General features: G+C 68.5%; 16 protein-coding genes and 1 pseudogene. 2 read left to right on the top strand and 15 right to left on the bottom strand.

What is annotated here, in order from left to right; genetic code table 11:
• Window positions 1-21: 21 nt before the first annotated feature.
• The 15 genes from CKO27_RS06055 to CKO27_RS05985 all read right to left on the bottom strand — a co-directional run bounded on the left by CKO27_RS06055 (window position 22) and on the right by CKO27_RS05985 (window position 12773).
• Window positions 22-660 carry a BREX protein BrxB domain-containing protein gene (locus CKO27_RS06055; protein WP_200373980.1) on the bottom strand — a complete coding sequence of 213 codons (639 nt, stop codon included), beginning with the start codon at window positions 658-660 and terminating at the stop codon, window positions 22-24.
• Complete coding sequence (locus CKO27_RS06050; RefSeq protein WP_207280627.1) at window positions 657-1445, bottom strand: DUF1819 domain-containing protein; 789 nt, start codon at window positions 1443-1445, stop codon at window positions 657-659. The genes CKO27_RS06055 and CKO27_RS06050 overlap by 4 nt, the downstream gene beginning before the upstream one ends.
• Entirely contained in the window at window positions 1442-2026 is a 585-nt protein-coding gene (gene brxE / locus CKO27_RS06045) for a BREX-6 system BrxE protein (RefSeq protein WP_200373979.1), read from the bottom strand. Before brxE ends, CKO27_RS06050 begins: the two co-directional genes overlap by 4 nt.
• Before the next feature lie 1009 nt (window positions 2027-3035).
• The gene (locus CKO27_RS06040) at window positions 3036-3392 is read right to left on the bottom strand and encodes a hypothetical protein (RefSeq protein ID WP_200373978.1); all 357 of its coding nucleotides are present in this window, start codon (window positions 3390-3392) and stop codon (window positions 3036-3038) included.
• Window positions 3393-3543: 151 nt separating this feature from the next.
• Window positions 3544-4056, bottom strand: a complete 513-nt coding sequence (locus CKO27_RS06035) for a JAB domain-containing protein (protein ID WP_200373977.1) — start codon at window positions 4054-4056, stop codon at window positions 3544-3546.
• A 251-nt stretch (window positions 4057-4307) separates the two neighbouring features.
• Window positions 4308-4865 carry an SAM-dependent DNA methyltransferase gene (locus CKO27_RS06030; protein WP_200373976.1) on the bottom strand — a complete coding sequence of 186 codons (558 nt, stop codon included), beginning with the start codon at window positions 4863-4865 and terminating at the stop codon, window positions 4308-4310.
• 9 nt (window positions 4866-4874) lie between these two features.
• On the bottom strand, window positions 4875-5117 hold the full coding sequence (locus tag CKO27_RS06025; protein WP_200373975.1) for a hypothetical protein: 243 nt from the start codon (window positions 5115-5117) through the stop codon (window positions 4875-4877).
• A 59-nt stretch (window positions 5118-5176) separates the two neighbouring features.
• The gene (locus tag CKO27_RS06020; RefSeq protein WP_200373974.1) at window positions 5177-6982 is read right to left on the bottom strand and encodes a VWA domain-containing protein; all 1806 of its coding nucleotides are present in this window, start codon (window positions 6980-6982) and stop codon (window positions 5177-5179) included.
• Window positions 6983-7099: 117 nt separating this feature from the next.
• Complete coding sequence (locus CKO27_RS06015) at window positions 7100-8125, bottom strand: DUF3150 domain-containing protein (protein WP_242470762.1); 1026 nt, start codon at window positions 8123-8125, stop codon at window positions 7100-7102.
• 77 nt (window positions 8126-8202) lie between these two features.
• Window positions 8203-8547, bottom strand: a complete 345-nt coding sequence (locus CKO27_RS06010) for a hypothetical protein (protein ID WP_200373973.1) — start codon at window positions 8545-8547, stop codon at window positions 8203-8205.
• Window positions 8544-9500, bottom strand: coding sequence for an AAA family ATPase (locus tag CKO27_RS06005; protein ID WP_200373972.1), 957 nt, complete (start codon window positions 9498-9500; stop codon window positions 8544-8546). The genes CKO27_RS06010 and CKO27_RS06005 overlap by 4 nt, the downstream gene beginning before the upstream one ends.
• Before the next feature lie 329 nt (window positions 9501-9829).
• Complete coding sequence (locus CKO27_RS06000) at window positions 9830-10921, bottom strand: YqaJ viral recombinase family nuclease (RefSeq protein ID WP_200373971.1); 1092 nt, start codon at window positions 10919-10921, stop codon at window positions 9830-9832.
• A 91-nt stretch (window positions 10922-11012) separates the two neighbouring features.
• The gene (bet, locus tag CKO27_RS05995) at window positions 11013-11936 is read right to left on the bottom strand and encodes a phage recombination protein Bet (RefSeq protein WP_200373970.1); all 924 of its coding nucleotides are present in this window, start codon (window positions 11934-11936) and stop codon (window positions 11013-11015) included.
• A 95-nt stretch (window positions 11937-12031) separates the two neighbouring features.
• A complete protein-coding gene (gene ssb / locus CKO27_RS05990) occupies window positions 12032-12541 on the bottom strand; it encodes a single-stranded DNA-binding protein (RefSeq protein ID WP_200373969.1) in 510 nt (169 codons plus the stop codon).
• Window positions 12542-12569: 28 nt separating this feature from the next.
• Complete coding sequence (locus tag CKO27_RS05985; protein ID WP_200373968.1) at window positions 12570-12773, bottom strand: hypothetical protein; 204 nt, start codon at window positions 12771-12773, stop codon at window positions 12570-12572.
• A gap of 562 nt (window positions 12774-13335) precedes the next feature.
• Between CKO27_RS05985 and CKO27_RS05980 the strand changes: the two genes are divergently transcribed.
• Together CKO27_RS05980 and CKO27_RS05975 are read left to right on the top strand one after the other, a co-directional pair.
• Window positions 13336-13911 (top strand): CIA30 family protein, encoded by a 576-nt coding sequence (locus CKO27_RS05980; protein WP_200373967.1) that lies wholly within the window; start codon window positions 13336-13338, stop codon window positions 13909-13911.
• A gap of 55 nt (window positions 13912-13966) precedes the next feature.
• Window positions 13967-14773: pseudogene (locus CKO27_RS05975) on the top strand (NAD(P)-dependent oxidoreductase).
• Window positions 14774-14778 lie beyond the last annotated feature (5 nt).

Genomic DNA, 14778 nt, shown 5'->3' with positions numbered 1-14778 from the left:
TAGCTCCTATGATCCAATGGCCTATGGATAGATGCGCGGGCGGTAGTCGCTGTCTGGATTGAGGATTCCCATGAACGAGAGCCCGGTCTTGCCCTGCTTCTTACCTGGATAGAGCAGCACCACCGGGACACCGCCGGTGCGGCCATCGAGGTGGCGCAGTAGCGCGGAGGAGCGGAAAAAGGGGTAGAGGGCGCCAGCGCGGCCGATGAGAACGAGCGTGCGATCCACCTTCTCTGGGTTCTGATCCATATAGTTGGAGATGATCCGGCTGCAATCGGCGGCGAGTCCCTCCGGTCCTTCGATCAGGGGGGTGAGCTTGGACTTGATATAGTTGAGTCCACGCTCGGGCGCGATCCGAGCCGTCTGCCGTTCCATCCGGATGACTCGCTCGGCCCAGTCCGCGCCCTGCCCTCGGACACGCTCGAACAGCAGGCGCTGGAGACTGAGCGAGAGCACCATCCAGCCATTGGCGACCAGATCGGCGCTGAGCCGCTGGACCTCGGAGCGCAGCCTGAATTCGTCGGCCGGGTCGTACTGAAGGATGGCAAACCGATAGTTGCGCATGGTGCTGATGCGCGGTCCGTCCTCGTGAATCAGGTCGCGCCGCAGCGCACTGAAGGCGTCCAGCAAGGGGCTCTGATCGAACAGCGGCAAGGTCACCTTACCCCACCGACGGCCCGAAGCGGGAAATCGGACATCAGGTTGGCGTCCGCCCAGACGGCGAGGCTGGGATAACGCCAGCCGAAATCGAACAAATCCCCCTGACGACGGAAGGCCAGGCCAGGGAGCCGACGCAGACGCTCCTCCAGCGGCCCACCTTGCAAGCCGACAGAGGCTAGATAGGGGTTGTCGAGCCATGTCCCGACGATCCGCGGGCCACGCAGCAAATAGAGGAGATATTCCAGCGCTTCGTCGTCGACCCTGGGGACCAGGATCGGGCGTGGATCGCGGTTCGTCGCAAGCATACCCGCCGCGAAGGCCGCGGACAGCAGTTTGCTCGCGTATTCAATGCGCGTCGACAGTGTCCATCCCTCGGTGTTCTGAAGACCGAGCCAACGCACCACCGCGTCGCGCGTCACCTCGGGGCGTGGGCTGGCGCGGCGCTCGACCAGGTGTTGGCCTGTGAACGCGCGATAGAGCGGATCCGTGAGTTGCAGATGCCAGTGGCAGATGACCCGGCGCGTATCGGGCGACATGTGCGGCCAGCGGTGGAGTGTCCGCAAGGCGGAGGGGAAGGCGGCGAAGCGCGCGCGCAGGTTGGCCAGCAGCACCTCGATCCGCCCGAGGCTGCGCGCGCCGAACCAGTATTCATCGAAGGCTTGGTGGGCGCTAACCCATGCGGAACCATCGGCGCGGGACCAGTAGGCGCGAGAATCCTCGATCGCCAATGTGCATTTCAGCAGACGTGTGTGTGGGCGCGTCGCCTCTTCCAAGCGTGGGATCATCCCGTATTCCGCACGTAAGGCAAGGGATAGGTGTCCGGGAGCGGGACCAGACCAGCGACCAGTCGACGGACCAGTGGCTCGATACTGGCGGATGGATGCTCCTTCAGCCGACGGCCGACGGGGGTCGCCGTGGTCTCTGTCCGACCCTGGCCGTGGATCCAATCCAGGAAGTGCTCGCGATTCCAGGCTGGCTCGATCGCATCCGCGAGTCCGGGGAGCGCTTCGCGGGGTGAACTCCCCGAGCGCTTCAGCGACTGAAATCGCTCCTCGATCCGCTCGTCCGGCTCGAAGCCAAGGTGGTAAAGGGACAGGATCCGATCCGGATCATGATCTTGTTGGCGCAGCTCAGCATCCTTGAGGCGCGCGGCCTCGCGAGCCCCCTGAAGCACCGCCCATGGCCAGGTGCGGGGAAGCAGACGCTTGAAGAGATCCTCGCCGCCAAATTCCGCGGCCAAATCCGAGCGCCACCAGCCAAGCCGCCGCTCTTCTCCATCTTCACCAGCCCAAGCCACCGCCAACTGAGCCGTCAGAACAGCGTCGATGTCCGACAGGGGTAGCGGCGCCGCGGCGGAGGCCGCCAACTGATTTTCCATTTCAAAGCGGACCATCATGGATTGGCGCACATAGCCCATTGACGGTCACCCAAGCCACCCGCGGATTTTCCGAATCCAGATCAAAATATTGATATTTCAAATTTTTCCTCGCGCGGTACTTTGAAAATAGAACTGTATCCGGCGATGCCCCTCGACGTGCCGCGACCAAGAGACAGGATACAAGATTATGACGGCTCAGGTTTTCCTCTAACATTTGATCAACCGCGTTTCGTCCCACGCAAGCTCAAACATGCGCCGCTCGCTCCCGACTAGGAATGGGCGGCATGTGGTCAGACGGCTAGCCATCCGCTTGACGGTGGCGGTAGATGGCTTGGACGGCATCCACCCAATCCACGCCTTGCCGATCCATCGGAGTCGGAACGACTGGCCGTTTAATCGGAAACGTCATTCCGGCGTGGACCAACCGCTTCCGCAAGGCGGTATCGGCCCTCTGACCCATTGACGGCGATCCCGATCGGCCCGGATAGATATTGAGCGCCGGCACCGCTGATCGAGAGAAGCGGCCGCAACCACTCCGGCCAGCCATTCGCGTGGTGCTTCGCGATCGTCGAGCGGGGGTAGCCGCTCGGATCCTCGGTCACGCCATCGAAAATCGCGGAACCCGCGTCTAACCAAGACATCTCGAACTCACCGATCGGACATTCAGGCGGCCTCCAGGCGGTTGAGGGTGAAAGCCGCTCCATCCCAAGAAGCGGGCGAGCGCCACGCGGATTTGGCGATCTTCCGCCCGATCACGCCCAGGCAGGGGCCAGATAGCGATCTGGCCCCAGTAGACCCAGCGGCGCGCTTGGCATCCACTCCAACAGCACGCGGCTAACAGCCGCTCGGCAAGGCTTCAGCCCTCCGCGATGAATCGCGCCACCAGGTTTCTTCCGGCTAGAGCCAGCTGCCGCGCCGAACGCGCCAGAGTCGCTCGGCTCGGGCCAACGACGGCCGGTCCGGACGCGGACAGCCGAGCCATTGCCAATCATCCGCGTCACTGCTCCGCGAAGGCCGCGAGGTGATCCATCGTGAGCCGATCGCCGGCCGCGTCACCCAACAGCGTCATCAGGCGGGGAATCGCAAGGACATCGATAACGCTGAATCCCGACTCAGGCAGTCCCTCTGGGCATGGGAACGTCGGATCCGCTTGCAGACGCTCCAGCCGCTCTAGCCAGGCGCGGGCCTGGTCCTCATCGCCCGCGATCACCCAATAGGCCGGATGCTGGGCGTCCTCATAATACAGAATGGCCAGCGCGCCGGAGGCGGCTTCCGGGTTTTCCTGGCTTGGCGCGGTCGCGCTTCCGGACGTGTCCTCGTCGCGGGTGGTCTTGAGGTGATTCAAAGGTGTCATTGGGTCTCTCCGGTGATGGGAAGGGCCTTCGCCTTGGTCCGTCCGTCCCTGGAGCCAGACGCCGCCGAAAGCGACGCCCAGCCGCCAGGAACCGATCGGAGCCGGATCCATAGGGGATGGCGCGGTCCGCATGGACCGCGCCCGGTCGGGGCTAGAGCCACCCGCGCTCGGCCAAGGAGGTGCAAGTCTCCCCGACGACGAGGTGATCGAGCACCCGGACGTCGATCAGGCTCAGGGCGTCTTTCAGGCGGCGCGTGATGGCCAGATCGCTCTGGCTGGGCTCGCTGACGCCACTTGGATGGTTGTGGTAAATAATGGCGGCGGCGGCGTTATATCTCATGGTCTGCTTGACGACTTCGCGCGGATGGATGCTGGCCCCGTCGATAGTGCCGCGGAACAACTCCTCGATCGCGAGGACGCGGTGTCTCTGGTCGAGCCAGATCACCCCGAAGACCTCGTACTCAAGGGGGCCGATTCGCAGTTGCAGATAGCGGTGCGCCAAGGCCGGCGCGGTCAGCGCGTGCGGATCCTGGACGCGCCGCATCCGGCGCTCCAGGATGGCCATCGCCTGACGGATGAGCACGTCTTCATTCGCGCGAGCGCGGTCGATCGGGATGGTGCTCCGGGCGACGAGTTGCCGCACAGGGGTGGATGCGGTGGACATGGTCTTCTCCAGGATGGTGGGGAAGACGCACCGCTCCCCGAGGGAGTCGAGACGCTACCCCAGGGGACGACGGAAGGCCGGATGACCGGCCGGTGGTGCGCGGACGCTTGATGAATCGCCTCCGCCGGCGATGGATGGCGACTCAAGAAGAGTCGCCGCTGAAAGCCTGTCCGCTCGATCCCGCGTTCGGGGGACCGAGGGGACAGACTCCGGGGACAGGCCCCGGAGCCCTGCGATCAGGACGGATCGCGTCAGAACAAACTCAGTGGCTCACCCCAGCCGGCGGCCGGGGCCGGGGCCGGGCTGGAGGATGCGGTGGTCGGCTCGGGCCGGCGGATCGATTCGGCGGGTAACGCCTCCGAATCGCCCCTTTCGGACTCGAAACGGACGGCCACCAGCGTCTCGAACCACTCGCCGCTCAGGGAGTTGCCATGGTCGACCCGCAGCTCGCCGAGTGGCCCATGCAGGACCGCGTTGGAGAGGAGTTGCGTCGCCGTCATGGCCGCGCAGAGCGGATCCAGATCGACCGCGGTGAGCGAGAGACGGCCGAGTGCCGCGCGTCCGTGCCGCTTGAGCACGACCTGACAGAGCGCCAGTAGCCTCACGCCGGAGCCGGCCGCCGGCTCTAGCACCCGGATCAGGGTGCCGTCGGCCGCCAACCGGTCGTCCAGATCCGCCAGTTGCCTCTCAGCCATGCCGGCCGCCACCGTGGGCGGGGTGAAGAACTGCCCGAGCCAGCGTTGCTGGCCCCGGGAGCTCAGCTCCATGTAGACGGCGCCGAGCCGGTCCGTCCAGGGATGCTCGGTCACCAGGGCGGCCTAGGTGCGGGCGAGCGGAAAGAGCCGCTCGCGGCGCTCTTCGTCCCAGGGTTGATCGAGCCGCCGGCCGAAGCCGGCGAGCACGTCCTGGCAGAGAACACTCAGCCACTCATCGGGCCGGTAGCGGCGCCCGCGATTGGCCAGGGTTTCGAACTCACGCGCGAGGGCGCGAGCGGGCGGATCGTGAAGCCTGAGGCGTTCCTCGTCGCAAAGAGGGACGCCCCCATGGGGAGGCGTCCCCATGGGGTGAACCCGGCGGCGGCCGGGGTGGTGGGTTGGATGAGAGACGCGCGCCGAGGCGCCTAGACCAGCAGGCGCTCGGCCAGACCGAACAGGGCCTGTTTCAGGTCATCGACCGCCTCGATCACCCGGCTGTGCCGGAACAGCGCCGAGACGTCGTGCTGGATGCCGAGCGCGGGCAGTTCCAAGCCCGCCTGCTCGCATTGCGCGATGACCGAGCCGGCCAGCGCCCGGTCATCGGGCTCGCCGTCGGTCAGGGTCAGGATGAGGCGCCGGGGCTCCGGTCGCAGCAGCAGATCCGCCGCCGCGAACCACAGCGCCTGGGCCAGCGGCGTACCGCCGCGTGGCGATGGCGCGAAGGCCCCGGCCCGGCTGGCCGGTCGCTGCCCGTGCTGGAGCAGACGGGTCACCGTCGCCTCATCCTCGGATTCCCCCGGAAAGGCGGTCACCGCCACCGAGACGCCGGGAAGGCTATCGAGCGCCAAGGCCAAGGCGAGCGCCGCCTCCAGGGCCACGCGATAGGCCCGCAGGCTGGGTGTCACCGGGCGCGACATGGAGCCGGACAGGTCGACCAGCAGATGCACGGCGGTGTTGGGCGTGCTCCGCGCCGTCTTGCGCGCGAAGAGCCGTCCCTCCCCCGCCCCGGCGCGATGCAGCCGGTTGGGGATGAGCCGGCGTCCCTGATGAGCCGCCAAGGGCCGATCGAGACGGCTCGCCTGGACCAGCCCTTGGAGCCGGGCGATCAGCGTGCGCGAGGTCGCCCGAGCCTCCGCGAGGAGGCGCTGGCCATGCACCGGATCGGGTTGAGCCTCCTCGGCCGCTGGCAGCCGCAAAGGACTGGAGCCCTCGGCGGCCGCCTCGCCCAAGAGGACGCGGGCGGCCTCGAACAGGTCGCCGTCCAGATCGTCCGCCGTCGCCGCGAGGGCCTGGAGGATTGGAGCGACGGCGTCCTGGTCGTTGGACCGACCCGATGGACCGTCGCCGTTGGTACCGCCCTTGGCGGTGTCATCCCCCGACTCACCATCCGGACCGGATTCGGCGTTTCCTGACGCCGCACCGTCTTCCTCGGCCGTCGGATCGTCCGCGGCCCCATCGGCGGGACCGGCCTCGCCTTGGTTCTCGGCGTCCGGCTCGGCGGTCTCTGGATCGGCTCCAGCACCGCCCGGCCCGGCCGGCGTCTCATCCGCCTCATCCGATGGCGGCGCCTCGCCCTCACTGGCTTCGTTTGGATGTGGTGACGTCTCGGCTTCCTCGTCGAGCAGGGCTTCGATCCGCGCGGCCAACATCGCCGCCTCGGCGGTGCTCGTCAGCGCTCCGACCCGACTCATCAGGCCCAGCAGACGATGGACCAGCGAGGGCGGGAAGGTCTGACGCAAGACCCGCTCGGCTTCAGTCGCCGGCGGGATCAGCACCGTCTGCCCCAACTCCCGGGCACGCAGACTCAGCAGCAGAAAGCCGGTCAGGATCCGCGCCGAATGCGCCTCGGCCTGTGGGACCTTAAGCTGCCCCTCGGCCAGCATCCAGTCGATGACGCGCTCCAGCGTCGCGCGGGTGCCGGGGTATTGATGCCGGATGGCCCGCTCGATGCGGATGTCCTCCAGGATGTTGAGCAGATGTTGGCGCAGCGGCGAGGCCGCACCCGCGCTCTGGAACACCCCCATGTCAGTATGGCGGACATGGCTCGCCTCGTGGGCCAGGAAGCCCCAGGCGACCGGGCGCAGGTGGGAAGCCGCCGGCAAGTCCGGCAGCCAGATGGTGCGCCCGTCGGTCTGGGCCCGGGGGCCGCCCACGATCACCGCGACGCCGAACTTGCGTGCGAGCGCGGTGGCGACGATGGGCATGGCTTGATGCAGGGTCTGGGTGTACATGCGGTGTCTCCGATACGGGGATACCGCCGCCCCCCTCGGGGCGCGCGGCACCCCGGTGGGTTGAAGACCGCCGGCGATGGCCGGCGGCGGTTGGATCGCCCTCAGGGGCGGATGGGGTTAGAAGAAGCTGTCGAGCGGCTCGGCTTCGAGCGCGCGGCGGTCGACCGACCACGGCCCCAGGAGATCCTCCTGGAGCACTGGGGCCGGATCATGGGCTGTCGCCTCAAGCGGGCTCAGGTCAATCTCCTCGACGCGACACGCCTCGTCGGGATCAGGCTCGACCGTCTCGTCCTCGGGCGCGACATCGCCCGCCAGCCGCCCGGCGCCATGTCGGGCCAGACGGGCCTCGTCGCCGAGCAGCAGCCAGAGGCCGAAGCCCTCCTGGAACAACGCTCCGCTGATGGGACCGCGTCGCGGCACCCGGCTCAGAAACCCCTCGACCAGCGCCAGGATCGGCGCGATCCGTGGGTCGACGAACGCCAGCACGCCGAGCTTTTCCTGGATGCGTCGGAAGGTGCCGAGCGCACGCTGGGTCATGGCGTCCTTGCCGACCAAGCTCTTTTCGAGTGACACAGCGATCTGGGCGACCTCGTGGAAGAGGCTGTGAGCGATCTCGGCGACATCCTCGGCGAGGGTCTCGCGATGCCCTTCGGCGGGCTGAATGACCAGCGGACGGTAGCGGAAGGAAAACCGCGTCCCGATCGCCTCGGCCGGGTCCACCGCCGCGCGCAGTTGCCGCTCCCAGTCGGGATGGCGGCTGATCCAGTCGGCGATCTCCCGGTCGTACTCGGCGAGGAAGGACGCGACCTCGCGCTCGAAGTCGCGCTTGAGTCCCTCCAGGATCCCGCTCAGGGCGTCCACCTGATCGTTGGGGACCAGAGTGCCGCCGAGAAAGCGGGTGCCGACTCGCAGGCAGGCGCGCTCGGCCTGGCCCTTGAGGGTGTGAAAGACGCGCAGGGCGTCCGGGTTACAGAGGCGCTTGCTGCCGAGCGAGACCAACTCCTCGGAGGGGATCTCGCCCGCTCCGAGGCCCAGGTCGTCGGCGCGCAGCTTCTTGCGTCCGGACCAGATGCTCGCGGTCAGGACGATGAGCGACAGGCGCTCGGTCAGGGTGATGAGGGTGTCATCCAGGGTGGTCGTCATGGGGCTCTCCCGCCGAGCGGGCGCACCACCGGCCCCGATGGGTCAGTGGTGGCCCATCGGCGTGTGGTTGGGGGTGGTTAGAACCAGTCGTCGTCGATGTCGCTGTCGAGCGCGGACAGATCGATGTCCGGTGTCGGCGGCGTCGGGACGCTGGGGGCGGGTGGTGGCTCGGCTGGCTCGATCAGGCATCCTTGCGCATCCAGCTCGCGGATGCCCAGCTCGACATAGCCCTTGGCGAGCTTGGCCTGGACCGTCCGCAACAGCCGCTCATAGCGGCTGGGGGGATAGATCCGGCTCTGCGCCAAGTGCCCGGCGCGACCCCAGCGCACTTCACTGGAGCCGTCCTGCCGGCGTCGCCAGGCCCAGTCCTTGGCCGAGCCATCGGCATGGGTGTAGCGATAGAGCTGGAAGGGTTCGCTCATGGCGTGGTTCCGCCGCTCCAGAGGTCGCCCATCACATCGGCGGCGAGCCGGTGGATGGCCTCGCGCTGCTCGGGCTCGGCCCGTGCGGTCAAGGCTTGCTCCAGGGCATAGGCGATCGGCTGCGGCGCCCCGCGAAAGGTCAGCGCCAGGCGTGCCCAGCGCACCAGGGTGCGGGTGGAGAGCGTCACGGTCAGCTCGGCCCCCTGCTCGCCTTCGCCGAGGAACAGGCGTCGGATCTCGTTGGCGACCGTGATCATCAGGGTCGCCACCTCGCGCGGGAGGCTCGGGGCACTGGCCTCCAAGACCCCCAGCTCGACGTCCGGCGGCGGATAGCCGATCGACAACACCCGGAAACGGTCCAGCAGGGCCAGGTTCTGGCGCAGCACACCTTGGTAGAGCCCGGTGGGATCGCCGGCCCCGGCCGAGTTGCCGGTGGCGAAGACGCGGAACTTCGGGTGCGGTCGGATGACCTCTCCGCCGTTCTGGGCGATCACCAGCGGTTGGCCCTCGATCACGTCGTTGAGTCCGGCCAGCTCCGCCGGGTCCACGAGGTCGATCTCGTTCAAGATCAGCAGATGCCCCTCGCGCAGGGCGATGGCCAGCGGGCCATGGACGAAGCGCGTGGAGCCCTCGCAGAGCACGAACTGCCCGACCAGGTCGGACAGCTCCAGGCGCCCGTGACAGGCGACGGATTGGACCGGCCAGTGCAGCCGGGCGGCCACCTGGGCGATCAGCGAGGTCTTGCCGCTGCCGGTCGGACCGGTGAGCAGGAAGGCATCGCCCCCGGCGTGGCGCAGGAAGGCCAGCACCGAGGAGAGCCCCTGGCGGAAGACATAGGGGGTGAGGACGGGGATCCGGGGATGCCCGTCGGCGGCGAAACCTTCGATGGTCAGGCCCGCGGGGGCGCCGACCTGGAAGGTCTGGGTCACGTTGTAGGTGTGGGTGGGGCGCATGCGTCTCTCCGGCGAAGGGGGAGACGCCGCCCCCTGGGGGAGACGAATCTCCCCGTGGGGTGGAGCCAGCCGAGGCTGGCGGAGGGTGGTCGGCGCGAGGCCGGGTGGTGGTGCGCGGGGTCTTGGTGGATCGCTCCCGTGGGCGATGGACGGGCTCAGGGTGTGAGCGCGTCGGAAAGGGCTGGCCCCTCGGACTGGAGGGAGGCGGACGGGCGAGACCTTTCGGGCGGTGGTCAGTATGGATGCGAGCTGGCCCCGCTTGGTTCGTCACCGGAGCCTCGTGGCGCTTGAATGGACCCTGCCCCCAAGGGGGACAGGGTGGCTGGGACTCAGAAGTAGCCGATGGGCTCGTGCTCGGGGTGGGTCTCGGGGATCACTCCCGCGACCGCGTCCGCCTCCGACTCGGGCGCTTGGGATGAGGATCCGCGCCGACGGCGTCGCGGCTTCTCCGACGGCGCAAGCGCCGGCTCCGCCGCTTCATCCTCGTGCTTCAGCGTGACCCGCACCCGCTCGCTGGCGGGTCGGCGGTGCGCGTCCAGGAGGCTCGCGTCCAGATCCGGCACCAGCGCTTCGAGGGCGGCGGCATAGTCCACCGATCCCTGTTGGCGATAGCGCCGCACGCGCAGGTCGCCCTGGTCGGCGAGCAGGAAGTCGCCCATGAGCCCGACCAGTCCGTTCTGGGCCTCGGTCATCCGGGCCTTGAGCCCTTTGATCTCGGCGTCGAGAACCTTGGCGCGGCGCTCGGCCGTACGGTACTGGGCCGCGAAGCGCTGCCACTGGAGCGGCTCCTCCCCGGTCGGGACGAAGCAATCCCGCTGCGGGTCCGGGCTCGGCTCCTGCTTCTTCCGCACCGCCTCGTGGAACTGGAGGCAGGCCGGGATCAGCTCCTGCTCGATAAACGCCGCGTCGCGCTCGATGACGAATTCCAGCACCCGGACGTTCATCTGGACCGGATCGAACACCAGCCAGCCGCGCGCGGCCTCCGCCACCGCGAGCTGGAACTGAAGCTGGACCCAGTAGAGTCCAAAGGCCAGGCTCGCCTCGCCCTCGCGGGCGACGGCGTCCCAGGTCTTCTGGCCCGGCACCTTGAGTTCGACCGGCTCGCCGCTCTCGGTGAGTCCGTCGAAGGAACAGCGCAGCTCCGGATGCTCCCGGTGCTCGGCGCACACGGGCAGCAAGAGCGTGTCGTGGCGCGCCTCAAAGCCCTGACGGGCGGTGTCCTCCAGGGCGATGCCGCGTTGGACGAAGGGGTTGTTGGACAGGTCGTCCGGGAGACAGAGCCCGGTCTTCTCGGCCCACAGACGCCAAGGCGTCTGGTAGGGCGAGCGACCGAGGATCACGGCCGCCTCGGAAGCGGTGATGCCCTGGGCACGCCAGGCGAGCCATGCGGGGGTGCGTTGCGAGAGATTGACGATCTTCATGGGGGCTCCTGTGACAGGGACACCCCTCCCCACGGGAGCGGTGTCCCGTGGGGGGGAAGATGACCGGCGCGGCCGGTCGGGTGTTCGCCGCTCAGGCGGCCTGGGCGGAGGCTTGGGTCTCCTGCTGGGCACGGTCGAGTTCGGCGAGCGCATAGGCGAGCACCTCGCCCTGGTAGCGACCCTTGAAGTAGTCCTGGGCCGAGGCCCAGGCGCGGCTCTTGGTCGCACGAACGATCAGACCCTCGATCTGGCTGAGGGTGGCCTCGTCGATCTGCGCCACGACCGGGATGTCCGGCGCGGGCGTGAGGCGTGGCGGCGCGCCCGGCGCGGGCACGGCCGCCGTCAGGGCGACCAGTTCCCCGTCGATCGGCTTGCCCGCCATCTCCTCGGCGGTATAACCGGTCTCTTCCGGAAAGGCCGCGCGCAGGCTCGCCGCCTTGGCGCATTTGAGGAGCTGACCACGCGGGCGCTTGACCCACATAGCGGTCGGCACCTCGCCGCCGCCCATCCGCGAATAGCTCTCCTCCCAGAACACCGTCTCGGTGAAGGGACAGCGCACCCCGCCGACCAGGCGGTAGACGGTGACCTCGCACCAGGCGGGAAAGGTGACGGTGATCTGCAGCTCCTGCCAGCCGTCGTCGGTTTTGGCACGACCGGCAAAGGTCCGCTCGCCCTCGGGTCCGAAGCGCGCGGGATCCATCCCGGCCCACTGTCCGGTGCGCGCGGCCGTCGTCTGCACCTCGGCAATGCCGGGCCAGACGGTTTCGACCTCGCGCCCCAAGGTGCGATTCCACATGGGGACGATATGAATCGGGCGTTTCATCACGTCCAGTCCGCGCGCCTGGCAGTAGCGCACGGCCAACTGCACGCCTTCGACGGTCTTGGCGGCGGGAAAGATGGACTCGACCAGCACCTGCCAGGTGGCGGGGTCGAGGCCGAGTTCGGCGAGCGCCTGTTGGCCGATGGCCAGCCGGCAGGCGGGCACGGCGGTCAGGGATTGAGTGGACTTGCTCATGGGGCCTCCGGATCAAAGGGGACACCGCCCCCAAGGGGCGACATGCCCCGGTGGGGTGAAGGCCGACGCCGAGGCGTGGCCGGATGGGTCAGGCGTTAGAAGGGGACGGCCGCGTCGACGGGGGCTGCGGATGTCCGTGGCGCGCGGGCGCTCGGGCGTGCGCGTGCCGGGGTCGGCGCCCGCAGCGCGGGTCGCGCGGGTGTCGGCGCGGATCGGGACGGACGTTGGTGCGCGCTCGAGGGCTCGGTCGCGCCAGACGCTCGACTGTCGAGCATCAGAAGGCGGCCGCCGACGTCGACCACGATTTCGGTCACGGTCCGCTCGGCGCCGTCCGGCGCCTGGTATGGGCGCGTGCGCAGCTGGCCTTCGAGGTAGACCCTGGAGCCCGAGTGCAGGTACTGAGCGGCGACGTCGGCGAGACGCCCGAAGAGCACCGCGCGGTGCCACTCGGTGCGCTCGCGGCTCTCGCCGCTGGTCTTGTCGGTCCAGGTGTCGCTGGTGGCCAGTGAGAGGTTGGCGACGGTGTCGCCGCTCGGGAGCGTTCGGACCTCGGGGTCCGCGCCCAGGTGGCCGATGAGGATGGCTTTGTTGAGACCGCGTGACATGGTGTCGTCTCCTGTGGCAGGGGTCAGGTCAGGGCCGCTGGGGCGCGGGGCGCCGCTGGCGGGTCTTCTCGTGCGCGTGCGCGCGCGAGTGGGCAAGCCGTTGCGCGGCGCGCTGCAGGCGCGGCCAGCCGGAGAGCTGGGCGCAGGGGGAGGCGTGGCCGTGGATCGCCGCGCCGGTGGCGAACAGGGCCACCGTGCGCAGGGCACGAAGGGAGGCCGCGGTGGTGTGCATGGGTCGTCTCCGACAGGAGGAGAGACGCCGGCCCCCGTGGAGGAGGTGTCTCCCCAGGGGGTGGAAAGCCAGCGTGGGCTGGCCGATGGTGCGCGCGGTCTTAGGAATCGCCCGCGCGGGCGATGACGGGATCCCCTTCTCAGGTGATCGCGAAAACCACTGTCCTCTTGGCCGCGCGCGTCAGGCGCGGAAAGGCCGAGACGACAGGGGTCTGGCGCACTGCGTCAGGGTGTGTCTGGTTCGTGCGGACGCACGTCGCTTAGGGCTTCCCGACAGCCTGGCCGGGATCAGACGCCGTCCAGCGGCGCGCGAGGGGCGCCAAGGGATGGCGCGGATGGTGCGCGGAATGGGGCCTCCGCGGGCCGGTCACTCGCGCGATGGAAGCCGAGAGCAACGGTTGATTTTCTAGCACACGGATGAAGGTCGCGCAACCCCAGCGGGTGACGCGCATCGACAGCCCGGCGACGGCAGGCGACGATGGCCGCACCCTCCAGTCGCCAGGGCTTCGCGTTTTACCTCGGCGCCCCAACCTTCCCATCTCCTCCAGAGATCAGGGCTCCCCATGACCCTCAAGGCAACCGTCTCGTCCGCGGACGGGCTGATCGACGATTTCCGTGATCCCGACGGGCGATCGCGCTTGGGGACGCGCTGGCGGTTGGTGACGGACACCGTCATGGGAGGGGTCTCCTCGGCGCGGATGTCGTTCACAACGGCGGACGCAGACCGGGCACTCGGTGTCGAGGGCGAGGTGAGGCTGGAACACAACGGCGGCTTCCTGCAGGTCAATCTGGATCTGACCAGCCAGGGCCAGCCGCTGGACGCGGCGGACTGTGTCGGACTGCGGCTGATCGTCCGCGGCAACGGCGAGCGCTACAACCTGCATCTCAAAAGCCGGGACTGCACCCTGCCCTGGCAAGCCTATCGCGCGACCTTCGTCGCTGGGCCGGACTGGCAGAAGATCCGAGTTCCCTTCGAGCACCTCACCCCCTATCGCCTGAGCGCACCGCTCGATACGGGCCAGCTGACGCAGCTCGGCCTGGTCGCCATTGGACGGGCCTTTCGCGCCCAGCTCTGCGTCGCGGAAGTGGGCTGGTATCGGGACCTGGACGCAGGCTCGGCCCCCTCGCCTTCCCGCTGAGCCGGCCTCACTGTCGGATCGTTTCTTGGACAGACAACGATCAGGAGACAACGCCATGCGGATCGCTCTCTTCGGCGCGACCGGCGGCACCGGCCGGCAGGTCCTGGCCCAGGCACTGGATTGGGGTCACACCCTCACGGCCCTCGCGCGCGATCCCCGTGACGGTCTGACAACGATCGGCGGGGATGTGCTCGATCCAAAGGCCGTCGCCCAGTGCGTCCAAGGCGCGGAGGCGGCCATCTGCGTGCTGGGTTCGTACGGCCGGCAAGAGCCCATTGAGGCGCGCGGCACTGAGCGCATCCTGGCCGCGATGCACGAGGCCGGCGTACGCCGACTGGTGGTGGTGACCCCCCTCGGCGTCGGTGACAGTCGCGCGCGGATCGCCTAGCCGTTTCGGCTAGTGATGGACCTCATGCTCAAGCGGATCCTCGAGGCCAAGGCGGCGCAGGAGCCGTTGGTGAAAGCGAGCGGGCTCGATTGGGTCATCGTGCGCCCCGGCGGACTGACCGATGGTCCCCGCACCGGGGCGTATCGCCGCGGCGTCGATCCGACCCTCAAGTCGGATCGCATTGCGCGCGCGGATGTGGCGAACTTCGTGCTCCGTCAACTGACAGACGAGACCTTTCTGCGCCAGACGCCAGCGGTCACCGGACCACGGCGACGCCGGGCACGGCGGATCGAGCCAGATCTGGCGTCGGCCGATCGGCACCTGTTCGAGCGCCTCGGCCAAGCACTGGTCAAACAACGACCGGTACAGGGTTTTCTCAATGGTGGTCGATCGTTACCGCCGGATGACACAGCTTATCCACAGAGACATTCACGGAACCTGTGGACAATCGCTCCCCCAGTCGGCACCCGCTGAGCCCC

It is taken from the genome of Thiocystis violacea (genome assembly GCF_016583575.1).
Classification (GTDB): domain Bacteria; phylum Pseudomonadota; class Gammaproteobacteria; order Chromatiales; family Chromatiaceae; genus Thiocystis; species Thiocystis violacea.
Note: the sequence above shows the minus strand (reverse complement) of the source record. Positions and strands in the feature narration are given on the sequence as shown.